At 64.6% G+C, this 22,632-nt stretch carries 20 protein-coding genes and 2 riboswitches; of the genes, 13 read left to right on the top strand and 7 right to left on the bottom strand.

Annotation, left to right across the window (positions count from 1 at the left end; all coding sequences use genetic code 11):
• Positions 1–2: 2 nt before the first annotated feature.
• Positions 3–1,613, bottom strand: a complete 1,611-nt coding sequence (locus AC5ZFO_RS21505; protein ID WP_282521197.1) for an ABC transporter substrate-binding protein — start codon at positions 1,611–1,613, stop codon at positions 3–5.
• Positions 1,614–1,880: 267 nt separating this feature from the next.
• On the opposite strand from AC5ZFO_RS21505, the gene AC5ZFO_RS21500 reads away from it, so the two are divergent.
• The 9 genes from AC5ZFO_RS21500 (at position 1,881) to AC5ZFO_RS21460 (ending at position 13,896) form a co-directional block, all read left to right on the top strand.
• Positions 1,881–3,011: a M20/M25/M40 family metallo-hydrolase gene (locus AC5ZFO_RS21500; RefSeq protein ID WP_282521198.1), complete on the top strand. Its 1,131-nt coding sequence runs from the start codon at positions 1,881–1,883 to the stop codon at positions 3,009–3,011.
• A gap of 94 nt (positions 3,012–3,105) precedes the next feature.
• A riboswitch (glycine riboswitch) is annotated at positions 3,106–3,209 on the top strand.
• Positions 3,210–3,212: 3 nt separating this feature from the next.
• Positions 3,213–3,325: riboswitch (glycine riboswitch) on the top strand.
• A gap of 66 nt (positions 3,326–3,391) precedes the next feature.
• Positions 3,392–4,693 carry a D-amino acid dehydrogenase gene (locus AC5ZFO_RS21495; protein ID WP_496122512.1) on the top strand — a complete coding sequence of 434 codons (1,302 nt, stop codon included), beginning with the start codon at positions 3,392–3,394 and terminating at the stop codon, positions 4,691–4,693.
• A gap of 181 nt (positions 4,694–4,874) precedes the next feature.
• Positions 4,875–5,816: an ABC transporter permease gene (locus AC5ZFO_RS21490; protein ID WP_282521200.1), complete on the top strand. Its 942-nt coding sequence runs from the start codon at positions 4,875–4,877 to the stop codon at positions 5,814–5,816.
• Positions 5,817–5,836: 20 nt separating this feature from the next.
• On the top strand, positions 5,837–6,724 hold the full coding sequence (locus tag AC5ZFO_RS21485; protein ID WP_014494266.1) for an ABC transporter permease: 888 nt from the start codon (positions 5,837–5,839) through the stop codon (positions 6,722–6,724).
• 14 nt (positions 6,725–6,738) lie between these two features.
• A complete protein-coding gene (locus tag AC5ZFO_RS21480) occupies positions 6,739–8,388 on the top strand; it encodes an ABC transporter ATP-binding protein (RefSeq protein ID WP_282521201.1) in 1,650 nt (549 codons plus the stop codon).
• A 219-nt stretch (positions 8,389–8,607) separates the two neighbouring features.
• Positions 8,608–10,113: a M81 family metallopeptidase gene (locus tag AC5ZFO_RS21475; RefSeq protein ID WP_282521202.1), complete on the top strand. Its 1,506-nt coding sequence runs from the start codon at positions 8,608–8,610 to the stop codon at positions 10,111–10,113.
• Between the two features lie 13 nt (positions 10,114–10,126).
• Positions 10,127–11,290 carry a M20 aminoacylase family protein gene (locus tag AC5ZFO_RS21470; RefSeq protein ID WP_282521203.1) on the top strand — a complete coding sequence of 388 codons (1,164 nt, stop codon included), beginning with the start codon at positions 10,127–10,129 and terminating at the stop codon, positions 11,288–11,290.
• A 2-nt stretch (positions 11,291–11,292) separates the two neighbouring features.
• A complete protein-coding gene (locus tag AC5ZFO_RS21465) occupies positions 11,293–12,714 on the top strand; it encodes an amidase (RefSeq protein WP_282521204.1) in 1,422 nt (473 codons plus the stop codon).
• 291 nt (positions 12,715–13,005) lie between these two features.
• Positions 13,006–13,896, top strand: a complete 891-nt coding sequence (locus AC5ZFO_RS21460; RefSeq protein WP_282521205.1) for a crotonase/enoyl-CoA hydratase family protein — start codon at positions 13,006–13,008, stop codon at positions 13,894–13,896.
• A gap of 104 nt (positions 13,897–14,000) precedes the next feature.
• Here AC5ZFO_RS21460 and AC5ZFO_RS21455 read toward each other — a convergent pair whose 3' ends face one another.
• From AC5ZFO_RS21455 to AC5ZFO_RS21445, 3 genes are all read right to left on the bottom strand, one after another.
• On the bottom strand, positions 14,001–14,978 hold the full coding sequence (locus AC5ZFO_RS21455; RefSeq protein ID WP_282521206.1) for an NADPH:quinone oxidoreductase family protein: 978 nt from the start codon (positions 14,976–14,978) through the stop codon (positions 14,001–14,003).
• Positions 14,978–15,586: a 2-hydroxychromene-2-carboxylate isomerase gene (locus AC5ZFO_RS21450; protein WP_282521207.1), complete on the bottom strand. Its 609-nt coding sequence runs from the start codon at positions 15,584–15,586 to the stop codon at positions 14,978–14,980. Before AC5ZFO_RS21450 ends, AC5ZFO_RS21455 begins: the two co-directional genes overlap by 1 nt.
• Positions 15,587–15,759: 173 nt before the next feature.
• Positions 15,760–16,461 carry a glutathione S-transferase N-terminal domain-containing protein gene (locus AC5ZFO_RS21445; RefSeq protein ID WP_282521208.1) on the bottom strand — a complete coding sequence of 234 codons (702 nt, stop codon included), beginning with the start codon at positions 16,459–16,461 and terminating at the stop codon, positions 15,760–15,762.
• 144 nt (positions 16,462–16,605) lie between these two features.
• Here AC5ZFO_RS21445 and AC5ZFO_RS21440 point away from each other — a divergent pair, with 144 nt between their 5' ends.
• Together AC5ZFO_RS21440 and AC5ZFO_RS21435 are read left to right on the top strand one after the other, a co-directional pair.
• Positions 16,606–17,628, top strand: coding sequence for a methionine synthase (locus AC5ZFO_RS21440; RefSeq protein WP_282521209.1), 1,023 nt, complete (start codon positions 16,606–16,608; stop codon positions 17,626–17,628).
• The gene (locus AC5ZFO_RS21435; protein WP_282521210.1) at positions 17,628–17,858 is read left to right on the top strand and encodes a hypothetical protein; all 231 of its coding nucleotides are present in this window, start codon (positions 17,628–17,630) and stop codon (positions 17,856–17,858) included. The genes AC5ZFO_RS21440 and AC5ZFO_RS21435 overlap by 1 nt, the downstream gene beginning before the upstream one ends.
• 40 nt (positions 17,859–17,898) lie before the next feature.
• Here the strand turns inward: AC5ZFO_RS21435 and AC5ZFO_RS21430 are convergent, their stop codons facing one another.
• The 3 genes from AC5ZFO_RS21430 to AC5ZFO_RS21420 all read right to left on the bottom strand — a co-directional run bounded on the left by AC5ZFO_RS21430 (position 17,899) and on the right by AC5ZFO_RS21420 (position 19,977).
• The gene (locus tag AC5ZFO_RS21430) at positions 17,899–18,519 is read right to left on the bottom strand and encodes a hypothetical protein (RefSeq protein WP_282521211.1); all 621 of its coding nucleotides are present in this window, start codon (positions 18,517–18,519) and stop codon (positions 17,899–17,901) included.
• 154 nt (positions 18,520–18,673) lie between these two features.
• Complete coding sequence (gene gpt / locus AC5ZFO_RS21425) at positions 18,674–19,201, bottom strand: xanthine phosphoribosyltransferase (RefSeq protein ID WP_028150009.1); 528 nt, start codon at positions 19,199–19,201, stop codon at positions 18,674–18,676.
• 38 nt (positions 19,202–19,239) lie between these two features.
• Entirely contained in the window at positions 19,240–19,977 is a 738-nt protein-coding gene (locus AC5ZFO_RS21420) for a competence/damage-inducible protein A (protein WP_282521212.1), read from the bottom strand.
• 277 nt (positions 19,978–20,254) lie between these two features.
• Here AC5ZFO_RS21420 and AC5ZFO_RS21415 point away from each other — a divergent pair, with 277 nt between their 5' ends.
• Both AC5ZFO_RS21415 and AC5ZFO_RS21410 read left to right on the top strand, forming a co-directional pair.
• A complete protein-coding gene (locus AC5ZFO_RS21415) occupies positions 20,255–21,673 on the top strand; it encodes a circularly permuted type 2 ATP-grasp protein (protein ID WP_282521213.1) in 1,419 nt (472 codons plus the stop codon).
• Between the two features lie 4 nt (positions 21,674–21,677).
• Entirely contained in the window at positions 21,678–22,622 is a 945-nt protein-coding gene (locus AC5ZFO_RS21410; RefSeq protein ID WP_028150006.1) for an alpha-E domain-containing protein, read from the top strand.
• Positions 22,623–22,632 lie beyond the last annotated feature (10 nt).

Raw genomic sequence — 22,632 nt, 5'->3', positions numbered from 1 at the left:
CTTTACTCGGTCTTGTCGATGTTCCAGAACACCGGCGTCGCCGGGCCGTCGAGCACGCCGGTCAGCGACTTCCGCCATGCGCTCGGCGCCAGATATTGGCCGAGCGGCACGTAGATCACCTGGTCGTAGGCTTCCTTCTGGATCTCGGTCGCGATCTTCTTCTGATCGTCGAGCGAGGCGGCGCGGACGAAGTCGTCCTTGAGCTTCTCGATCTTGGCGTTCTCCGCCCAGCCGAACCAGCCCTTCTTGCCCTGCCCGCCGATCGACAGATTGGCGATCGGGTTGGACACGTCGGCGCTGACCCAGTTGGTGAAGAACATGTTCCAGCCGCCCTCCTTCGGAGGCTTCTGGCTGGCGCGCCGGCTGACCACCGTCTGCCAGTCGGTCGCCTGCGCGTCGACCTTGAAGCCGGCCTCGCGGAGCAACTGCACCGCGACCGTCGGCTGCGCCTTCAGCGTCACGACGTCGCCGGGCACCATGACCACGACGGGCGTGCCGTCATAGCCGGACTCGGCGAGCGCCTTCTTGGCTTCCGCCATGCCGTTGCCCTTGACCAGCGATTCCGAGCCGACGTCGGTCGCGAACGGCGTATCGCAGATGAAGAACGCACCGCAGATCTTGTAGTATTTGGGATTGCCGACGAGCGCGTCGAGCACGTCCTTCTGGTTCATCGCCAGAAGTGCGGCACGGCGGATCTTCGGATTGTCGAAGGGCGGATAGAGGAAGTTCATGCGCCCAAGGGTCTGGTAGCCGAACTTGTTCAGCGTCTCGACCTTGAGGTCGGCATTGCCTTCAAGCACGGGCAGCAGATCCCACGGCGGCACTTCCATGAAGTCGATGTCGCCCGATTGCAGCGCGTTCACTGCGGTCTGCGCATCCGGCATGGTGATCCATTCGACGCGATCGACCTTGACCAACTTGCCTCCGGCAGTCCAGCTCGACGCCTCCTTGCGCGGCACGTAGTCGGTATTCTTGACGTACACCGCCTTGACGCCGGGCTGGAATTCGCCCTGCACGAACTTGAACGGGCCCGAGCCGATCTGCTCGGGGATCTGCTTGTCCGGCGGCGTTTCGGCGAGACGCTTCGGCATCATGAAGGCGACGCGCGAGGACGGCTTGCCGATGGATTCGAGCACGAGGCCGTAGGGCTCCTTCAGCTTCAGCGTGATCGTCTTTGGGTCGGTCGCCTCGATGCTCGCAGTAAACTGCATCATCTGCTGGCCCATGCCGTCGACCGCGGCCCAGCGCTTCAGTGAAGCGGCGCAGTCTTCCGCCGTCACCGGCGTACCGTCGTGCCACTTCAGGCCGTCGCGCAGCGTGAAGGTGTAGGTGAGCTTGTCGTCGGAGATCTTCCAGTCCGCCATCTGCGGCTGGATCTTGAAGTTCGAGTCCGTCGCGATCAGCGTGTCGTAGACCATGTAGCCATGGTCACGCGTGATGTAGGCGGTGGTGAAAATCGGATCGATGATGCGCAGATCCGAATGCATCACCGCGGTGATGGTCTTGCTGGCGGCGGCAAGTACCGGCGAGGCCATCGCCGTCGAAAGCGCAACGACCGATAGCGCAAGTGTGGAGGCGAACGCGCGACGCCCCCGGCGCATCAAGCTCAACATAAAAGTTTCTCCTGACGTGAAACTGTTCAAAGGCAGGTTATTGGTTGAGCATTCGGTTCGTTCTTTAGGCGAACTAACCTCATGCGATGCCTTTGTCTTTCGAGACTTGCAGACAGTGCCGAGCGCGTCAATCCGGTTTCGCTGCAGCCCCAAGCGGCGCGCTCACGGGCTCCACAAAGATCGGTTTGGCTCTACAACGCTTTCCGCCAGTCCTGTCCGCGCCAATGCAATGCGCGTTCCATCTTTCGAAGCTTGAGAGACATTAAGATGAATCCAGCCAATCTTCCCTTCGATTCCGAGGCGATGCTCCAGGGCCTGCGCGCCTGGGTGGAATGCGAGAGCCCGACCTGGGATGCGGGTACCGTCAACCGCATGCTGGATATCGCAGCGCGGGATATGGCGATCATGGGTGCGACGATCGAACGCATCGGCGGCCGACAGGGCTTTGGCGGCGTGATCCGCGCGCGCTTCCCGCATCCGAAACAGGGCGAGCCGGGCATCCTGATCGCCGGCCACATGGATACCGTCCACCCGGTCGGCACCATCGAGAAGCTGAAATGGCGGCGCGAGGGCAACAAGTGCTACGGCCCCGGCATCTACGACATGAAGGGCGGCAACTATCTCTCGCTGGAAGCGATCCGGCAGCTGGCACGCGCTTCCTTCACCACGCCGCTGCCGATCACCGTGCTGTTTACGCCCGACGAGGAAGTCGGCACGCCCTCGACGCGAGACATCATCGAGGCGGAAGCCGCGCGCAACAAATATGTGCTGGTGCCCGAACCGGGCCGCGCCGACAACGGCGTCACCACCGGACGTTATGCCATCGCGCGTTTCAATCTGGAAGCGACGGGCCGGCCGAGCCATGCCGGCGCGACATTGTCGGCCGGACGCTCGGCGATCCGCGAGATGGCGCGGCAGATCCTCGCCATCGACGCGATGACGACGGAGGACTGCACCTTCTCGGTCGGCGTCGTACATGGCGGACAATGGGTCAATTGCGTTGCCACGACCGCCACCGGCGAGGCGCTGTCCATGGCCAAGCGCCAGGCCGATCTCGACCGCGGCGTCGAGCGGATGCTGGCGCTGTCGGGCACGACCAATGATGTCACGTTCAAGGTGACGCGCGGCGTGACACGGCCGGTTTGGGAGCCGGATGCCGGCACCATGGCGCTTTATGAGAAGGCGCGCGACATCGCCAAATCGCTCGGCACTGAGCTGCCGCATGCGAGCTCCGGCGGCGGCTCCGACGGCAACTTTACCGGCGCGATGGGCATCCCGACGCTCGACGGCCTCGGCGTGCGCGGCGGCAACGGTCACACGCTGGAAGAATTCATCGAGGTCGACAGCCTGGTCGAGCGCGGCCGCCTGATGGCCGGTTTGCTGGCGACGCTGGAGTAATTGAATCAACTTCGCACTGCACAATGCGTTGGCAGTCGCGGTTGAAATTTAGCCTTGTCTAAAAATGAGGCGCATCGTACTGCTCGATTGTCCACGCGACGATGCGGGAGAGATCGCGACGAGAGTTCAAGCTTTCGTTGCGGCGCCGACGGAGCAACCGCCCCGGAAACTCTCAGGCAAAAGGACCGTATCGTCAGGACGATCTGGAGAGAGATGGCACGATCTTGGGATCGTGACGTCCACCGAAGGGGATAGTCCGGAGCTGACCTCACAGGGTCCGCAACGGATCAAGCTCTCAGGTAACCGTGACAGATGGGGCGCCGCCAACGGCCTTTGGCCGGCGGTTAGCCTATCCTAACTCACGGGAGCCCCGAACTATCATGACCCATATCGCCATCATCGGCGCCGGCATCACCGGCGTAACGACCGCCCATGCCCTGCTCGAACGCGGATACAAGGTGACGGTGCTCGACAAGCACCGCTACGCCGCGATGGAGACCTCCTTCGCCAATGGCGGACAGCTCTCCGCCAGCAATGCCGAGGTGTGGAATAGCACCGCAACGATCCTGAAGGGTCTGCGCTGGATGTTCCGGCGCGATGCGCCGCTGCTGATGAACCCGCGGCCGAACTGGCACAAATATTCGTGGATGAGCGCGTTCGTCGCCAATATCGGCAACTACCGCGCCAACACGGTTCAGACCACACGGCTCGCGATCGAAGCCCGCAAGCATCTGTTCGAGATCGCGGAGCGCGAAGGCATCGACTTCGATCTCGAACGCCGCGGCATCCTGCACATCTGTCACGACAAGAAAGGTTTTGAATCCGGTCTGCAGGTCAACGCGCTGCTGAAGGAAGGCGGGCTCGATCGCCGTCCGGTGACACCGGAGGAGATCCGCGCCATCGAGCCGACGCTGCGCAAGGACTATTATGGCGGCTTCTACACGCCGTCGGATGCGACCGGCGATATCCACAAATTCACGCGCGGACTTGCGGAAGCCTGCAAGCGGCGCGGCGCGACCTTTATCCACGAAGCCAACATCGATTCCATTGCCCAGGCAGGTGGCGGCTTTGTCATCGGCTGGGCTGATCTTTCCGCAACCGACGCTGTCGCGTCCGCGCGCGGCATGCTGAAGGTGGACGGTGTCGTGGTCTGCGCCGGTGTGGCCAGCCGTCACTTCGCCGCCCTCCTCGACGAGCGCGTCAACGTCTATCCGGTGAAGGGCTATTCGATCACCGTGCAGCTCGACACTGCGGCGAGCCGCAATGCGACGCCGACCGTCAGCCTGCTCGACGAAGCCGCCAAGATCGTCACCAGCCGGCTCGGCGCCGATCGCTTCCGCGTCGCAGGCACCGCCGAATTCAACGACTTCAACCGCGACATCCGCGCCGACCGGGTGCAGCCGCTGGTCGACTGGGTGCGCAACAATTTCCCCGCCGTCGAAACGTCCAGGGTCGTGCCCTGGGCCGGGCTGCGGCCGATGATGCCGAACATGATGCCGGTGGTGCGGGCAGGACGGATGCCGGGCGTGTTCTTCAACAGCGGCCACGGCCATCTCGGCTGGACCTTGTCGGCCGCGACCGCGCAGATGATTGCCGGAACCATCGACGGCTGGCGCGGGCTCAACGCACCGCCGGCCGCACCGTCACTCAGGGTTGAGCGCGAGTTCCGCCATGCATCCTGAGTGGTCGATATCGGAGGCTCGGCGGCCTCTTGCGACCGCCCTGCCCTTGGCACACAATTTGCCCCGAAACGTCGGCTTCTCCGGCCGGCTTTCCAGCCCGAGTGACAGGCGTGCATGATAGAAAGAACCGATTCCACGGGGGCCTCCGGGCCCCACAAGTTCCGCAGCCGGAGATAGGTGCATGCTAGGTTATCTCATTCGCCGCGTTCTGGCCGCGGTGCCCGTGATGGGCGTCGTCGCGCTGTTCGTCTTCCTGCTGCTGCGGCTGACGCCGGGCGATCCCGCCGCAATTCTCGCCGGCGATAACGCGACGCCGGAACGGCTGGAACGCATCCGCGACTCGCTCGGCCTCAACGAGCCGCTGATCGTGCAGTTCATCACCTGGATGAATAAGCTGCTGCACGGCGATCTCGGGACGTCGCTGATCTCCAATTTGCCAGTCATGAAGATGATCAGCCAGCGCGTCGAGCCGTCGATCTCGATTGCGCTCTCGACAATCATCCTCGCGGTGATCGTCGCCGTGCCGCTGGGCGTCATCGCGGCGTGGAAGCACGGCACCTGGATCGACCGTTTCGTGATGGGCCTCTCCGTGCTCGGCTTCTCCGTGCCGGTGTTCGTGGTCGGCTATCTGCTGATCGAGGTCTTCGCGATCGACCTGCGCTGGGTGCCGGTGCAGGGCTTCCGCAGCATCTTCAACGGCTTTGGACCGTTCTTCGAGCGCATCATCCTGCCGACCTGCGCGCTCTCCTTCATCTACATCGCGCTGATCGCGCGCATGACGCGCGCGGCGATGCTCGACGTGCTCGGTGAGGACTACGTCCGCACCGCCCGCGCCAAGGGCATCAACGAGGTCGCCGTGATGATGCGCCATGCGCTGCGCAACGCGGCCGTGCCCGTGATCACCGTGATCGGCACCGGCTTTGCGCTGCTGATCTCCGGCGTCGTCGTCACCGAGAGCGTGTTCAACATCCCCGGCATCGGCCGCCTCACGGTGGACGCGGTGCTGGCGCGCGACTATCCGGTCATCCAGGCGATGATCCTGCTGACGTCGCTGATCTATGTCGTCGTCAATCTCCTGATCGACGTCGCCTACACGCTGCTCGATCCCCGGATCCGGTACTAGGGCTAAGGATACCAACAAAAATGTCCGTCGATAGCCTTCCCCAGTCGTCCATTCCGATCACGTCGCCGCTGCGGCCGCGTTTCGGATTCCTCACCTCGACGCCGATCATCGCGGCGGCCACGATCTTGCTCGCGCTGATCGTGCTGGTCTCGATCCTGGCGCCGCTGATCGCGCCGCACGATCCGGTCCAGCTTGCGCCCTCGCAGCGGCTGAAGCCGGCCTCGGCGCAGTTCCTGCTCGGCACCGACGCCTATGGCCGTGACCTCTTGTCGCGCGTCATCTATGGCGGCCGCATCTCGCTCCTGATCGGCATCGGCTCGGCGATCCTGGCGATCGCCATCGGCCTTGCGATTGGCCTCGTCTCAGGCTTCTTCAAGCTGGTCGATGCCGTCCTGATGCGCGTCATGGACGGCCTCATGGCGATGCCGAGCATCCTGCTCGCGATCGCTGTGGTGTCGCTGTCCGGCGCCAGCATCTGGACCGTGCTGGTCGCGATCACCATCCCCGAAATTCCGCGCGTGGCGCGCCTGGTGCGCTCGGTCGTGCTGTCCGCGCGCGAGGAGCCCTATGTGGAAGCCGCGATCTCGGTCGGCTCCAGCCTGCCGAAGATCATGTGGCGCCATCTGATGCCGAACACGATCGCGCCGCTGATCGTCCAGGGCACCTATGTCTGTGCCTCCGCGATCCTGACCGAGGCCATCCTCTCCTTCCTCGGCGCCGGCATCTCGCCGGAGACGCCGACCTGGGGCAACATCATGGCCGAGGGCCGTCAGTATTTTCAGCTCAAGCCGACGCTGATCTTCTGGCCGGGCCTGCTGCTTTCGATTGCCATCCTCAGCATCAATTTGATCGGCGACGCCGCCCGCGACGCACTCGATCCCCGCATGAAGCAGCGGGAGGGCAAGTGATGACGGATCAAGTGATGACCAACCCAGTCCTCGACATCAACAACCTCGTCGTCTCCGTCGGCAAGAAGCCGAAGGGCGCCAACATCATCGACGGCATCTCGATCCAGGTGCACAAGGGCGAGACACTGTGTCTCGTCGGCGAAAGCGGCTCGGGCAAGTCGGTGACCTCGCTCACCACGATGGGCCTGCTGCCGAAGGGCACGCTGGTTCCGACCGGCGGCAGCGTCAAGCTGGTCGGCGAAGAGATTCTCACCGCGACCGATCGCCGGCTGCGCCAGCTCCGCGCCACGCAGATGGCGATGATCTTCCAGGAGCCGATGACCGCGCTCAATCCGGTGGTGCCGGTCGGCCGCCAGATCGACGAAGTGCTGCGCGCCCACACCGATCTCGACGCCAAGGCGCGGAAGAAGCGCATTCTCGACATGATGGAGCAGGTCCGCCTGCCCCAGGTCGAGCGCATCTTCGCCTCCTATCCGCATCGCCTGTCCGGCGGCCAGCGCCAGCGCATCATGATCGCGATGGCGCTGGTGCTGGAGCCGAAGCTGCTGATCGCCGACGAGCCGACCACCGCGCTCGACGTCACCACGCAGAAGCAGATCCTGACGCTGATCCGCGACCTCCAGCGCGATCACGGCACGGCCGTCCTTTTCATCACCCACGACATGGGCGTCGTCGCCGAGATCGCCGACCGCGTCGCTGTGATGCGGCAGGGCCGGCTGGTCGAGACCGGTCCGCTCGAGACCGTGCTGCGCAACCCGACCATGGAGTACACCCGCAACCTGCTTTCAGCGGTGCCGAGCCTGGTGCCGCGCGCGGCGCGGCCCGAGACCAAAGAGCCGGTGGTGCTGGAAGCCAACGAGCTCGGCAAGGTCTATAAGGAGCGTGCCTTCTTCGGCAAAGGCCGCGAGGTCGTCGCCGCCGACAAGGTGACGCTGACGCTGCGCAAGGGCCGCACGCTCGGCATCGTCGGCGAGAGCGGCTCGGGCAAGTCGACGGTCGCGCGGTGCATCGTGCGCCTGATCGATCCGACCTCGGGCGGCGTGCGCCTTGCCGGCCGCGAGATCGCCGACATCTCGCGCCGACTGCTTCAGCCGCACCGGCAGAAGATCCAGATCGTGTTCCAGGATCCCTATCGCTCGCTCAACCCGCGCATTACCGTCGGCGAGAGCATCGCGGAAGGCCCGATCAATTACGGCACCCCGCATGCCGATGCGATGAAGCGGGCGCGCGAGCTGCTCGAGCTCGTCGGCCTGCCTGCGGACGCAGTGACGCGCTATCCGCACCAGTTCTCCGGCGGTCAGCGCCAGCGCATCGCCATTGCGCGTGCGCTCGCGCTCGATCCGGACGTGCTGGTCGCGGACGAAGCGGTCTCCGCGCTCGACGTCTCGGTGCAAGCGCAGGTGCTGGAACTGCTCGACGAGATTCAGAATCGGCTCGGCATCGCCATCCTGTTCATCACCCACGATCTGCGCGTCGCAGCGCAAATCTGCGACGAGGTCGTGGTGATGCAGCACGGCCGTGTGGTCGAACAGGGCCTGGCCGCCGAGGTGCTGACGCATCCGAAGGAAGCCTACACCAGGGCCCTGCTGGAGGCCGCACCGGGCCGCGGCTGGGATTTTGCGAACTTCCGACCGGTATCGGAAGGCGTCGCGGCGACGCTGTAGGTTTGTCCACTCGTCATTGCGAGCGGAGCGAAGCAATCCAGAGTCCCTCTGCGGAGACGGTCTGGATTGCTTCGCTTCGCTTCGCTCGCAATGACGGTGATCGCGGCAAGTATTCCCAAAACAGCTTGAGGCCATGCATAGCGCGAGTGCGTCCCACCTTGCTCTCGCCGCAGGCACAAGGCTAACGTCCCGAACTCTTTATTGACCGGACCAGAATTAATGACACGCATCGCCGTCGGCGGCTTCCTGCACGAGACCAACACGTTCGCCCCGACCAAGGCGACTTTCGCGGATTTCCAGCATGGCGGCGGCTGGCCGGCCATGACGGAAGGCGCCGACGTGCTGAAGGTGATGCGCCGCATCAATGTCGGCCTTGCCGGTTTCGTCGACAGCGCCGAAGCCAACGGCTGGGACCTCATTCCGACGATCGCCTGTGGCGCAAGTCCGTCGGCGCATGTCACCAGGGACGCCTTCGAGCGTATCGTAAAGGTGATGGTCGACGGTATCGCCGCCGCCGGCCCGCTCGATGCGGTCTATCTCGATCTGCATGGCGCGATGGTGACCGAGCATCTCGACGACGGCGAAGGCGAAATCTTGGCGCGCGTGCGCCGCGTCATCGGCAAGGAGGTTCCGCTCGTTGCCAGCCTCGACCTGCACGCCAACGTCACGCCCGAGATGATGGAACACGCGGACGCGCTGATCGCCTACCGCACCTATCCGCACGTCGACATGGCCGAGACCGGCCGCGCCGCCGCAAGGCACCTCGCCCTGCTGCTGAAGACCAAGCAGCGCTTTGCAAAGTCGTTTCGCCAATTGCCGTTCTTGATCGCGATCAGCTGGCAATGCACCAATGACTTTCCCACCAAGGGCATCTACGAAAAACTGGCCGCGCTGGAGAGCGAAGCCGTTCCGACGCTGTCCTTCGCGCCCGGCTTCCCCGCCGCAGACTTCCGCGACTGCGGCCCGAGCGTGTTCGCCTATGGCAAGACGCAGGCCGACGCCGACCGCGCGGCCGATGCGATCGTCAAACTGATCGAAAGCCACGAGGACGATTTCGACGGCAAGATCTGGTCGCCCGACGACGGCGTGCGCCATGCGATGGAACTCGCCAAGGGCGCGAGCAAGCCGATCATCATCGCCGACACCCAGGACAATCCCGGCGCCGGCGGTGATTCCGACACCACCGGCATGCTGCGCGCACTGGTGCGCAACAAGGCGAGCGCGGCGACCGGCGCGATCTACGATCCGGCATCGGCCAAGGCCGCACATGACGCCGGCGTCGGCGCGACCGTGACGCTGTCGCTCGGCGGCAAGTCCGGCATCCCCGGCGACGAGCCCTATCGCGAGACCTTCATCGTCGAAAAACTCTCCGACGGCCGCTTCATCGCGCCCGGCCCGTATTACGGCGGCCGCGAGATGGAGATGGGCCCGTCCGCAGCCTTGCGCATCGGTGATGTCCGCGTCGTGGTCTCATCGCACAAGGCGCAGCTCGCCGATCAGGCGATGTACCGCTATGTCGGCATCGAGCCGACCGAAGAGAAGATTTTGGTCAACAAGAGCTCGGTGCACTTTCGCGCCGATTTCGAGCCGATCGCGGAAAAGCTGATGATCTGCGCCGCGCCCGGCGCGATGCCGGCCGACACTGCCACCCTGCCCTGGACGCGCCTGCGGCCGGGCATCCGCATCAAGCCGAACGGCCCCGTTTTCACGCCCCCATCACGCTAACCGGACAGGACACATGCCCACGATCGACCGCATCGACGGCTATGCCGACGAACTCACTGCTATCAGGCGCGACCTCCACGCCCATCCCGAGATCGGCTTCGAGGAAGTGCGCACCTCCGGCATCGTCGCCGACAAGCTGAAGAGCTGGGGCATCGAGGTGCATCGCGGTCTCGGCGGCACCGGCGTGATCGGCGTCATCAAGGGCAAGGGTTCGAGCGCCAAGCGCATCGGCCTGCGCGCCGACATGGACGCGCTGCCGATGGAAGAGAACACCAACCTGAAATGGAGCTCGAAAATCCCCGGCCGCTTCCACGGCTGCGGCCATGACGGCCACACGACCATGCTGCTCGGCACTGCGCGCTACCTCGCCGAGACCAAAAATTTCGACGGCACCGTGCACCTGATCTTCCAGCCCGCCGAGGAAGGCCTTGGTGGCGCCCGCGCGATGATCAAGGACGGGCTGTTCGAGAAATTCCCCTGCGACGAGCTCTACGGCCTGCACAACGCGCCCGACCTCAATCTCGGCGAGATCGCGATCCTGCCCGGCCCCGCGATGGCCAGTGCCGACTTCTTCGACCTCCGCATCACCGGCTACGGCGCGCATGGCGCGATGCCCGAGCGCTCCAAGGACGCGGTGATCATCGCGACCACGCTGGCGCAGGCGATCCAGACCATCGTCAGCCGCAACGTCGAGCCGCTGCAGGCCGCCGTCATCTCGATCACGCAGATTCACGCCGGTTCCGCCTATAACGTCATCCCCGGCGACGCGCATCTCTGCGGCACCATCCGCACCTTCTCGAAAGAAGTCCGCACCCTGATCGCCGAACGCATCCGCACGATCAGCGCCGGCATCGCGAGCGCCTATCAGTGTGTGATCGACGTCGACATCCGCGACACTTTCGACGTGCTGGTCAACCAGGTCGAGCAGTCCAAGGTGGTCGAGGACGTCGCGCGCACGATCGTCGATCCCGCCAACGTCATCACCCGCACCCAGCCGAAGATGGGCAGCGAGGATTTCGCCGACATGCTGCAAACCATTCCCGGTGCCTATTTCTGGGTCGGCCACGACGGCTCGGTGCCCGTCCACAATCCCGGCTTTGTGCTCGACGACAAGATCCTGCCGATCGGCGCCAGCATGTTCGCCCGGATCATCGAAACGCGCATGCCGGTAGGTTAGCAATGCACAAAAAGAGCGTCGAAGAGGCCGTCACCTCGCTGCACGATCTCTCCGCGGTCGATCTGATCGCGGGCTATCGGGCCAAGCAATTCTCGCCGAGCGAGGTGCTGGAGGACGTGCTTGCGCACGTCGCTGCGTGGGAACCTCACCTCAAGGCGCTCTATGCATTCGATCCCGACAGCGCGCGCGAGGCCGCAAAGGCCTCGACCGCGCGCTGGAGCGGGGGCGAACCCTCCGGCGCGCTCGACGGCGTGCCTGTGACAGTGAAGGACAACATCGCGACCAAGGGCGTGCCCGTCCCGCTCGGCGCTGCGAGCGTGAAGCTCGTGCCGGCCGAGAAGGACGCCCCGCCCGCTGCGCGACTGCGCGAGGCCGGTGCGATCATCTTCGCGAAGACCACCATGCCCGATTACGGCATGCTGTCCTCGGGGCTCTCCAGCTTCCACGCGCTGGCGCGCAATCCCTGGGACCTCTCCAAGAATCCCGGCGGCTCCAGCGCGGGCGCGGGCGCCGCTGCTGCGGCTGGCTACGGCCCCTTGCATCTCGGCACCGATATCGGCGGCTCGGTCCGCCTGCCTGCGGGCTGGTGCGGCCTCGTCGGCCTGAAACCCAGCTTTGGCCGCGTGCCGATCGACCCGACCTATGTCGGCCGTGTTGCCGGTCCCATGACCCGCACGGTCGACGATTGCGCGCTGATGATGAGCGTCATTGCAAAGCCCGATCGGCGCGACGGCATGAGCCTGCCCGCCGAGCCTCTCAACTGGAAGGGGCTGGAGAAGTCGCCGCGCAAGCTCCGCATCGGCCTGATGCTCGATGCCGGCGTTGGTCTGCCGGCAGAGAGGCCGGTCCGCGATGTCGCGGTGAAAGCCGCAAAGGCGTTCGAATCCGCAGGGAGCGTCGTCACCGAGGTCGACGGCATTTTGACCCGCGAGATGCTCGATGGCCTCGACAATTTCTGGCGCGCGCGGATGTGGGATGATCTGTCCAAGCTGACGCCGGCCGAACAGGCAAAGGTGCTGCCCTACATCTTCAAATGGGGCGCATCCGGCGCAAAGCTCTCGGGTGTGGATGTTATCCGCGGATTCAACCAGACCATGGCGATCCGCGCCGCTGCGTCAAAGCTGTTTTGCGAGCTCGACTACGTGATCTCGCCGACCGCGCCGAACGTGAACTACCCTGCGGACTGGGCCGCGCCCACCAACGATCCCATGAGGCCGTTTGAGCACATCGCCTATACCGTGCCGTGGAATATGTCGGAGAACCCTGCCGTCTCCATCAATGGCGGCTTCGACGCCAATGGTTTTCCGATCGGTGTGCAGATCGTCGGCCGCCGCTTCGACGATATCGGCGTGCTCGGCATGGCCAAGGCGTTCGAAGGCCTGCGTAGCGCACAACGGCCCTGGCCGAGCCCGCCGGCACGATAGCAACGCTCGATCATTCCGGGATGCGCCCTTTGGGCGCAAGCCCGGATGACTTGCTTGAGAGAGTATGCCGAGCTTATTGCTTCACCCTCCCCTGGAGGGGGAGGGTCGGCTCACATGGAGCGCAGCGAAATGTGAGACGGGGTGGGGTGACAGTCTCTCCGCGGACACAGTGCGCGTGTGGAGAGATCACCCCACCCCGCTCGCGCTGCGCGCGATCGACCCTCCCCCTCCAGGGGAGGGTCAGAGCCTCGGCCACTCCCGCAGTGAAAAGAACAAAGGAAGGAAACCACCATGGCGTATGAGACCATCAAATACGAGGTCGCCGAGCAGATCCTCACCATCACGCTGAACCGGCCCGACAAGCTCAACGCTTTCAATGCGCAGATGCAGGCCGAGTTGATCGACGCGTTCGACGCCGCCGACAAGGACGACGACGTCCGCGCCATCATCGTCACCGGCGCCGGCCGCGGTTTTTGCGCGGGCGCCGATCTCTCCTCGGGTGCAGATACCTTCGATCGCGATGCGCGGCGCGGCCCGGTCAAGCGCTTCGCGGACGGCAAGGTCGATTACAGCGATCCGCAGGTGCGCGACGGCGGCGGCCAGGTGACCTTGCGCATCTTCAAGTGCCTGAAGCCCGTCATCGCCGCCGTGAACGGCCCTGCCGTCGGCATCGGCGTCACCATGCAACTCGCGATGGACATTCGCATCGCCTCGGATGCAGCGCGCTTCGGCTTCGTGTTCTCCCAGCGTGGCATCGTGCCGGAGGCCGCCTCGAGCTGGTTCCTGCCGCGCATCGTCGGCATCTCGCAGGCGCTGGAATGGTGCTATTCCGGCCGCGTCTTCCCGGCCCAGGAAGCGCTCGCCGGCCGTCTCGTCAGCAAGGTCGTAGCCCCCGATGATCTCCTGCCGACCGCCCGTGCGCTCGCCAAGGAATTCGCCGCCAAGACCGCGCCGGTGTCGGTCGCCCTGATCCGCCAGATGATGTGGCGCATGATGGGTGCCGACGATCCCATGGAAGCCCACAAGGTCGACAGCCGTGGCATCTATACCCGCGGCCGCTCGGACGACGTTAGGGAAGGCGTGGTGTCGTTCCTGGAGAAGCGCCCCGCGCAGTTCAAGAACAAAGTGTCGAGCGATATGCCGGATTATTTTCCGTGGTGGACCGAGCGGGACTACAAATAGCGCTCTCGTAGGGTGGGCAAAGGCGCTCTTGCGCCGTGCCCACGATCTGTTGCGACAACAGCCAGATGGTGGGCACGCTCCGCTTTGCCCACCCTACGGCACCGTCACTCCATCACCAGCGCCACGCGCCCGATCGCCTTGCGGTCGATCAACAGCCGCATCGCCTTGGCATAATCCTGCAGCGGCAGACGGTGCGAGACGTTGGGTCGGAGCTTGCCCTCCTCCGCCCATTGCAGCAGAGCCTTAAGCCGCACGTCGCCGAGCGCCGGATTTTTCCGCACGGCTTCGCCCGCACGAACGCCGAGTACGCTCGCGCCCTTGATCAGCAAAAGATTTGTCTTCGCTGATCCGATGCCACCCGTAAAACCGATCACCAGCAGCCGCGCGCCCCAGGCGATGCAGCGCATCGAGTTCTCGAACACCTCGCCGCCGACGGGATCGAACACGACGTCGGCGCCCCGGCCGTCGGTGATGCGCTTGACGGCATCGCGAAACGGTTCGCGATCGTAGCGCACGAGATGGTCGGCGCCGCGCGATTTCGCAATGGCGAGCTTCTCGTCGCTGGAGGCCGTCGCGATCACGGTCGCGCCCAGCATCTTGCCGATCTCGACGGCGGCAAGCCCGACGCCGCCGCCGGCGCCATGCACCAGCAACACCTCGCCGGGCTCGACCCGGCCGCGATCGATCAGCGCGTGATAGGCGGTGCCGTGACCGGCGAGATAGGTCGCGGCTTCCGCATAGTCGAACGTCGACGGCATCGGCGTGAGCTGCGTCGGCGTCACCACCGCTTCATCGGTGAAGGCGCCATGACGCATCTTCACGATGACCTTGTCGCCGACGGACACGCCGCTCGCCTCTGCGCCCACCTCGGTGACGTCGCCGGCGGCCTCCATGCCGGGCGTGAACGGCAGCTCCGGCTTGAGCTGATATTCGCCGGCCGCCATCAGCACGTCCGGAAAGTTCAATCCGGCGGCGCGGATCGCAACGCGCACCTCACCCGGTTTGACGGCGCGCGACGGAAACTCCTCCAGCCGCAACGTCTCGGGCGCGCCGAGCGCGCGGCAGACGACAGCCCGCACCATCAGGCCGCACTCGCCTTGTTGCGTTCGAGCGCCTCGCGGATCAGCGGCAGGCGGTCGTTGCCGAAGTACATGTCGGTCTTGCCCACGAAGATCGTCGGCGAACCGAAACCGCCGCGCGCGACGACCTCTTCCGTGTTGGCCTTGAGCTGGTCCTTGATTGCCTGCTCGGAGATGCCGGCAAAGAACTTCTGCTCGTCGACACCGACCTTCCTGCAGATCTCGGCGAGCACGACGTCCTGCGAGATGTCCTTGTCGCCGCCCCAATAGGTTTCGAACACGGCAGTGGCGAACGGCACCATGTCTTTCCCCAGCCAGATGCAGCCGCGCATGACCTTCACGCTGTTCACCGGAAACACCGTCGGCGGCATCTTGATCGCAAGGCCGGCCGAGCGCGACCAGTCGGCGAGGTCTTTTTTCATGTAGCGCGCCTTCAGCGGCACCGGCGTCTCGCGCTGCGCGTAGACGCTCGGATTGACCGTGTTGAAGATGCCGCCCACCAGGATCGGCCGCCAGATGATCTCGGCCCCCAGCTCCTTTACCAGCGGCTGGATGTTGTGGAAGGCGAGGTAGGTCCAGGGGCTGGAACAGTCGAAGAAGAATTCAATCATGGCGTTTCCTTTTTATCTTGTTTGTCGTGCTCTATCCCCGTCATTGCGAGCGCAGCGAAGCAATCCAGAGTCTTTCCGCGGAACCAGTCTGGATTGCTTCGTCGCTTCCGCCTTCGCTCTTCGAGCTACGGCGGACAAGTCGCTCCTCGCAATGACGAGGAGGCAGCGGAGTTCTATTTCCTTCCCAGCACTTCCTTGGCACGCTGGCCGAACATGATCTTGCGTGATTCCTCGTCGAACGGCTCCTTCACGAACTTGCCGATCGAAAGCCCCGCCTGCACGGGCGGCCTTGCCCGCACCTCGGCGTACCAGCGTTTCACGTTCGGATAGTCGTCGAGCGTAAAGCCCTGCGCCTTGTGGGTCATGGTCCAGGGGAAGCAGGCGATGTCCGCGATGGAATAGTCGCCGGCGACATAGGCACCGGTCTTGGCCAACTGCCGGTCGAGCACGCCATAGAGCCGCGCAGCCTCGTCGCGGTAGCGCTCAATCGCATAAGGGATCTTCTCGGCAGCATAGAGCGCGAAATGGCCGTGCTGGCCGAGCATTGGCCCGAGGCCCGCCATCTGCCACATCACCCACTGGATGGTGGTGGAGCGGCCGCGCAGATCGCTGGCCAGAAAGCGGCCGGTCTTCTCCGCCAGATAAATCAGGATCGCGCCGGTCTCGAACGCCGAGAACGGTGCGCCGCCGTCGGCAGGTTCGCGATCAACGATCGCGGGAATGCGGTTGTTCGGGGAGATCGCCAGAAACTCGGGGCTGAACTGCTCGCCGGCGCGGATATTGACGGGCTTTACGTTATAGGGGAGCCCGAGTTCCTCCAGCATGATCGAGATTTTCCAGCCGTTCGGCGTCGGCGCGTAATAGAGGTCGATCATGACCTTTCCCTTAGCCTTTCCCTGGCCTTTCCTTTGGCCTTCCCTGTCATCGCCGATGGAATAGAGAGCGACTTTTGTTGTTCTGTACCTTGACGTTAAGACATGGCAGGAAGGGGCGCAACACAACCTGCCGGGAGAGCCGCCATGCTGTTTCCAACCACAATCGCCGGCTCCTTGCCGAAGCCGGAATGGCTCGCCGAGCCGAACATGCTCTGGGCACCCTGGAAGTCGCAAGGCGCGGAGCTTGTCCGCGCCAAGCGCGACGCGACCATGCTTGCCGTCAAGGTCCAGGAGGATGCCGGCATCGATATCGTCACGGAGGGCGAGCAGGCCCGCCAGCATTTCGTGCACGGCTTCCTGGAGAAGATCGACGGCATCGACTTCGCCCACAAGGTCGAGATGGGCATCCGCAAGGACCGCTACAAGGCGATGGTGCCACAGGTGGTCGCGCCGCTTCAGCTCAAGGGGCGTGTTCATGCCGACGAGGCGCGCGTGGCGCGCACGCATACGAAGAAGAAGCTGAAGTTCACCCTGCCCGGCCCGATGACCATCATCGACACGATTGCGGACCGCTACTACGGTGATCGCGTCAAGATGGCCTTTGCCTTCGCCGATCTCCTCAACGAGGAAGCCAAGGCATTGCAGGCCGACGGCGTCGATCTCGTGCAGTTCGACGAGCCCGCCTTCAACGTCTACATGGACGAGGTCAACGACTGGGGCATCAAGGCGCTGGAGCGTGCCGCACAGGGGCTGACCTGCGCCACCGCCGTGCACATCTGCTACGGCTACGGCATCAAGGCCAACACCGACTGGAAGGAAACGCTCGGCGCGCAGTGGCGGCAGTACGAGCAGATCTTTCCGGCGATCGACGCGAGCCCGATCCAGCAGGTCGCGATCGAGTGCCGGAATTCGAAGGTGCCGCTCGATTTACTCGCGCTGCTCAAGACCAAGATCGTGCAGGCCGGCGTGATCGACGTCGCCAGCGACACGGTGGAGACGGCCGAGGACGTCGTGCAGGTGATCGACGCGGTGTCGAAGTTCGTTCCCAAGAGCAACATCATCGCCACCACCAATTGCGGCATGGCGCCGATGCGGCGGGAGATCGCCGAAGCCAAGCTGATGGCGCTCGGCGCCGGTGCCGCGCTGGCGCGTGAGAAGCTGGGGTGATGGTGCTCCGAACGGCGCTCGTCGTCACAGCTCTTGCGGGGATCACATTCGCCGCGCGCGCGGAGGATCGCTCCGTGCTGCTGAATTGCAAGGCCATGGTCGAGCGTGCGTCGAAGGATACGGGTACGGCAACCGAGGCTGAGCTCACCCGCTGCCGCCAGATCATCCGCGAATGGGAGCTGCGCGATGCGCGGACGACAGTGGATGAGCAAGGGCGGCCGCTGAAATAGCCACACGCTCGCTGCGTTCCCTCCCCCTTGCGGGGGACGGTCAGGCGCGGTGCGCGCTGGGGTGCAATGTGACCTCATAGCCGGCGCTCATCGCGCGCAACGTCGATGGCGGGGTCAGCAACTGCGCATCGTCAAGCTCTCGCGCGCCTTCAACATAGCCCGCCGCCGACCACAACAGCGTCCCGCCCTGCATCAGCAGAAAGCTTTCCTCGCCCTGCTGCAGCATCGCGCCATCTGGAAGCTGCTCGAGCGGCACCAGCAGCGCATGAAGCCGCTTCTTGCCGTGATCGAGCCGCTCGTGGTGCAGCACCGTGTCGATATCGTGCATGCGGACGTCACGGACGCGGTTGCCCTTCTCCCACGCAGCCCGGAAGCGATTGGCATCGTCACGACGGCAGTAGAAGCAGGGGCGATGGCCGGCGGCGAGCGCGGTGGCCTCGTCGAGGAAGAACAGCTCGGTCCAGCTATGCGTCGCCATCACCTCGCGGCGGCGGCCGCGGAATTCGCAGGTGCAGGTGAGCCAGGCCGGCGACGACCAGCGCCTCTTCAACAGCGTCCTGGTCGCGGGATCATGGATGATGCCGCGATTGCCGGTGAACAGGCCGCGGTGCGGCGTGGCGATGATGTCGCCGGTCGGCGTGACACGGTTTTGCAGGGGCATGGTGCGGCTCTTCTCCTTCTCCCCGCGTGCGGGGAGAAGGTCGGGATGAGGGGTAGCCTCAGCAAGTTCGGTGAGACTTGGACTCGCGGGGAGTCCCCCTCACCCGCGCCTTCGGCGCGGCCTCTCCCCGCACGCGGGGAGAGGCGAAGAAAAGCTACGCCGCGCCGTCGCGCAGCGGCGGGTGGTAGGACAGCGCGGTGTCCCAGGGGAAGAAGATCCAGGTGTCCTGCGAGACTTCCGTGATGAAGGTGTCGACCAGCGGGCGTCCCTTCGGCTTGGCGTAGACGGTGGCGAAATGCGCATCGGGCAGCATGTCGCGCACCAGCCTGCCGGTCTTGCCGGTGTCGACGAGGTCGTCGACGATCAGAAGCCCCTTGCCGGTGCCGCCGCCGAGCTTCATCGCCGCTTCGGACATGCCCTTGAGGACCTGGAGCTCGCCCTGCTTGTCGTGATCGTAGCTGGCGATGCAGACCGTATCGATGATGCGGACACCGAGCTCGCGCGCCACGATCGCGGCCGGCACCAGCCCGCCGCGGGTGATCGCGATGACGGCGTGGAACGGGCCAACCTCGTTGAGCCGCCAGGTCAGCGCCCGGCAGTCGCGGTGGAACTGGTCCCACGAAACGGGAAAGGCCTTGCCGGCCCGCTCCTGCGCGCTCAGCTCCGGTGCTTCACCAGCCATTGTTGTCTCCTGCCAATCTTCATCCGGCCGCCTTTCTGCTACCGGGTGATGTTCAATCCCGCCAGCATTTCCTTCACCGCTGCCATCGCCGCTGCCAGCTTGTCCGCGTCGCGCGAGCGCACCACCAGATTGGTGTTCGGCTTCTGCTCTTCGTCCATGAACGGATAGCTGCCGATGATGGTGTCGGGATGGGCGGCGGCGATCGCACGCAGCGGGCTGCCGATGTCACCCTCCCGCGCATTGGCGCGGACCGATTCGGAGAGCATGCGCACGCCCGATTTCAGCTTGGGCGAGACGATGTCCATCATCGCCTGCATGATCGAGGGCACGCCGGCCATGACGATGACGTTGCCGAGCTTGAAGCCGGGGGCGAGGATGGTGGCGCTCTGGATCAGCTCGGCGCCGTCGGGGATGCGGGCCATGCGCAGGCGGGCCTCGTTGAGGTCCTGCTCGCTCCAGCGCTCGCGGAAGCGGGCGACGACTTCCGGATGGTGGTCGATGCCGACGCCGAATGCCTTGGCGACGCTGTCGGCGGTGATGTCGTCATGGGTCGGCCCGATGCCGCCGGTGGTGAAGACATAGGTGTAGCGTTTCCGCAGTGCATCCAACGCGGCGATGATGTCGTCCTCGTCGTCTGAGACGACCCGGACTTCCTTCAGGTCGATGCCGATATTGGTCAGGTATTCGGCGATGAAGCCGATATTCTTGTCCTTGGTGCGGCCGGACAGGATTTCATCCCCGATGACCAGAATGCCCGCCGTGACGATGTCGCTCATACCTTAAGTCCCTCACCTGTCGGCCAGACTTTGCCGAGGTAACGCGTTGAAGTCACGCGGTTTTGCTGCCGAAATAAGCAGTCCTCAGCCATTTTTTGAGGCACCCTCCCGGCTGTCCCCGGCAAATGCCACAACTCCATGCTTATCGCGCTGGCCCAGCCCTTGCTACCTCCTCAGAGTCATGCACTCTTGCCGCATGGCCAGGACGTTGCGGTCTTCACCAAGGCCTGGCGACCTGTCGAATGGCGCAACGCCTTGCGGAGACAAGTCGGGATCTATGGCAGTCGCGTTTGATGAAATGAACATTCCCGGTGGGGACCTTCGCCCCGCCTATCAGGAGCTGGCGCGCTGGCTCAAGGAGACCCCTCCCGAGGCGCTCGAATATCGCCGCCAGGAGGCCGAGCTCCTGTTCCGCCGCATCGGCATCACCTTTGCCGTCTATGGCGACTCCGAATCCACCGAGCGCCTGATCCCCTTCGACGTGATCCCGCGAATCATGTCCGGCAAGGAATGGGCGCTGCTGGAGAAGGGCCTGAAGCAGCGCGTGCGCGCGCTCAACATGTTCCTGCGCGACATCTATCATGGCCGCGACATCCTGCGCGCCGAGATCGTGCCCGACGACCTGATCTTCCAGAACCCGGTGTTCCGCCCCGAGATGAACGGCCAGCAGGTGCCGCACGACGTCTACGTGCACATCGCCGGCATCGACATCGTCCGGGTCGATGCCGAGGACTTCATCGTGCTGGAGGACAATGCCCGTACGCCGTCGGGTGTGTCCTACATGCTGGAAAATCGCGAGATCATGATGCGGTTGTTTCCGGACCTGTTCGCCCGCCACAGGGTGGCGCCGGTCGAACGCTATCCGGACGAGCTGCTCTCCGCCCTGCGATCGGTGGCGCCGCAAGGCGCCTCCGGCGAGCCGACGGTCGCCCTGCTCACGCCCGGCGTCTACAACTCGGCCTACTACGAGCACTCCTTCCTTGCCGACAAGCTCGGCATCGAACTGGTCGAAGGCCGCGACCTCATCATCAAGAACAACGAAGTGTTCATGCGGACAACCGAGGGAGTGAAGCGGATCGACGTGATCTATCGCCGCGTCGACGACGATTTCATCGACCCCCTCACCTTCCGCCCCGACTCCGTGCTCGGCGTGCCCGGGCTGATGTCGGCCTATGCGGCCGGCAACATCACGCTCGCCAACGCGGTCGGCACCGGCATCGCCGACGACAAGGCGATCTACTCCTACATGCCGGACATCGTGAAATTCTATCTCGGCGAGGAGCCGATCCTGAAGAACGTGCCGACCTGGCGTTGCCGCGAGCCGAAGGATCTCGCCTACGTGCTCGACAATCTCGGCGAGCTCGTCGTCAAGGAAGTCCACGGCTCCGGCGGCTATGGCATGCTGATCGGCCCCGCCGCGACGAAAGCGACGATCGAGGCCTTCCGCGAAAAGCTCAAGCGCGAGCCGGAAGGTTTTATCGCGCAGCCGACGCTGGCGCTCTCGACCTGCCCGACCTGTACGGCAAGCGGCCTCGCGCCGCGCCACGTCGACCTGCGGCCCTTCGTGCTCACCGGCAGCAAGAGCACCACGATCGTGCCCGGCGGGCTGACACGGGTCGCGCTCAAGGAAGGCTCCCTGGTGGTGAATTCGAGCCAGGGCGGCGGCACCAAAGACACCTGGATCCTGGACGAGTAGTCAGATGCTGTCGCGTACCGCCGAAAACCTCTATTGGCTCGCCCGCTATGTCGAACGGGCCGAATATCTCGCGCGCACCATCGATGCGACGCTGCGCGTCACCGCGCTTCCCGCCGCCTATATCGGCAAGACCAATGAATGGGACTCGGCGCTTCTCACCGCCGGCGTCGCCGCGAGCTTCTATCAGCAATACGAAGTCGCCAACGAGCACAACGTCGTCGACTACCTCTCGTTCTCGGCAAGCAATCCATCATCGATCAGGAACTGCATCGAGGCGGCGCGGCTGAACTCGCGCTCGGTGCGCACCGCGCTGACCAGCGAGATGTGGGACACCATCAACTCGGCCTGGATCGAACTCCAGGAGGTCTGGAGCAAGGGCACCTCCACGCGCGAGGATCTCGCCAAATTCCTGCGCTTCGTGCAGGAGACTTCGCTGCGCTTCGACGGCTCGGCCTACCGGACCATGCTGCGCAACGACGCCTACTGGTTCTCGCGGATGGGCGTGCATCTGGAGCGCGCCGACAACACCGCGCGCATCCTCGACGTGAAGTACCACGTGCTGCTGCCCGAGGAGGAGCATGTCGGCGGCCCGCTCGACTTCTATCAGTGGAGCTCGATCCTGCGCTCGGTCTCGGCGCTGACGGCCTATCACTGGGTCTATCGCGAGACGCTGAAGCCGTGGCTGATTGCGGACCTGCTCATCCTCAACGACACGCTGCCGCGCTCGCTGGCGAGCTGCTACGGCAATCTCGTGCGCAATCTCGACCAGATCGGCGTCGCCTATGGCCGCCAGGGCCCCGCCCAGCGCCATGCCCGCGGCATCCGCAACCGGCTGGAACACAGCAATATGAACGACATCTTCCAGCACGGCGTGCATGAATTCATTCAGGAATTCATCACGGACAATTCCAGGCTGGGCGAAATCATCACGAAGCAGTATTTGATCTGATACTGCCGTC

This window comes from Bradyrhizobium sp. Unk1 (assembly GCF_059512345.1).
The sequence above is the reverse complement of the archived record's forward strand: the minus strand, read 5'-3'. Positions and strand labels throughout refer to the sequence as shown.

Excerpts from the sequence above, each read along its gene's own strand:
- AC5ZFO_RS21450 (WP_282521207.1), bottom strand. The coding sequence starts at position 15,586 with ATGATTGAATTCTTCTTCGACTGTTCCAGCCCCTGGACCTACCTCGCC.
- AC5ZFO_RS21480 (WP_282521201.1), top strand. The coding sequence starts at position 6,739 with ATGACCAACCCAGTCCTCGACATCAACAACCTCGTCGTCTCCGTCGGC.
- AC5ZFO_RS21500 (WP_282521198.1), top strand. The coding sequence starts at position 1,881 with ATGAATCCAGCCAATCTTCCCTTCGATTCCGAGGCGATGCTCCAGGGC.
- AC5ZFO_RS21440 (WP_282521209.1), top strand. The coding sequence starts at position 16,606 with ATGCTGTTTCCAACCACAATCGCCGGCTCCTTGCCGAAGCCGGAATGG.
- AC5ZFO_RS21445 (WP_282521208.1), bottom strand. The coding sequence starts at position 16,461 with ATGATCGACCTCTATTACGCGCCGACGCCGAACGGCTGGAAAATCTCG.
- AC5ZFO_RS21465 (WP_282521204.1), top strand. The coding sequence starts at position 11,293 with ATGCACAAAAAGAGCGTCGAAGAGGCCGTCACCTCGCTGCACGATCTC.
- AC5ZFO_RS21475 (WP_282521202.1), top strand. The coding sequence starts at position 8,608 with ATGACACGCATCGCCGTCGGCGGCTTCCTGCACGAGACCAACACGTTC.
- AC5ZFO_RS21430 (WP_282521211.1), bottom strand. The coding sequence starts at position 18,519 with ATGCCCCTGCAAAACCGTGTCACGCCGACCGGCGACATCATCGCCACG.
- AC5ZFO_RS21460 (WP_282521205.1), top strand. The coding sequence starts at position 13,006 with ATGGCGTATGAGACCATCAAATACGAGGTCGCCGAGCAGATCCTCACC.
- AC5ZFO_RS21435 (WP_282521210.1), top strand. The coding sequence starts at position 17,628 with ATGGTGCTCCGAACGGCGCTCGTCGTCACAGCTCTTGCGGGGATCACA.
- AC5ZFO_RS21505 (WP_282521197.1), bottom strand. The coding sequence starts at position 1,613 with ATGTTGAGCTTGATGCGCCGGGGGCGTCGCGCGTTCGCCTCCACACTT.
- AC5ZFO_RS21420 (WP_282521212.1), bottom strand. The coding sequence starts at position 19,977 with ATGAGCGACATCGTCACGGCGGGCATTCTGGTCATCGGGGATGAAATC.
- gpt (WP_028150009.1), bottom strand. The coding sequence starts at position 19,201 with ATGGCTGGTGAAGCACCGGAGCTGAGCGCGCAGGAGCGGGCCGGCAAG.
- AC5ZFO_RS21490 (WP_282521200.1), top strand. The coding sequence starts at position 4,875 with ATGCTAGGTTATCTCATTCGCCGCGTTCTGGCCGCGGTGCCCGTGATG.
- AC5ZFO_RS21410 (WP_028150006.1), top strand. The coding sequence starts at position 21,678 with ATGCTGTCGCGTACCGCCGAAAACCTCTATTGGCTCGCCCGCTATGTC.
- AC5ZFO_RS21455 (WP_282521206.1), bottom strand. The coding sequence starts at position 14,978 with ATGGTGCGGGCTGTCGTCTGCCGCGCGCTCGGCGCGCCCGAGACGTTG.
- AC5ZFO_RS21470 (WP_282521203.1), top strand. The coding sequence starts at position 10,127 with ATGCCCACGATCGACCGCATCGACGGCTATGCCGACGAACTCACTGCT.
- AC5ZFO_RS21495 (WP_496122512.1), top strand. The coding sequence starts at position 3,392 with ATGACCCATATCGCCATCATCGGCGCCGGCATCACCGGCGTAACGACC.
- AC5ZFO_RS21485 (WP_014494266.1), top strand. The coding sequence starts at position 5,837 with ATGTCCGTCGATAGCCTTCCCCAGTCGTCCATTCCGATCACGTCGCCG.
- AC5ZFO_RS21415 (WP_282521213.1), top strand. The coding sequence starts at position 20,255 with ATGGCAGTCGCGTTTGATGAAATGAACATTCCCGGTGGGGACCTTCGC.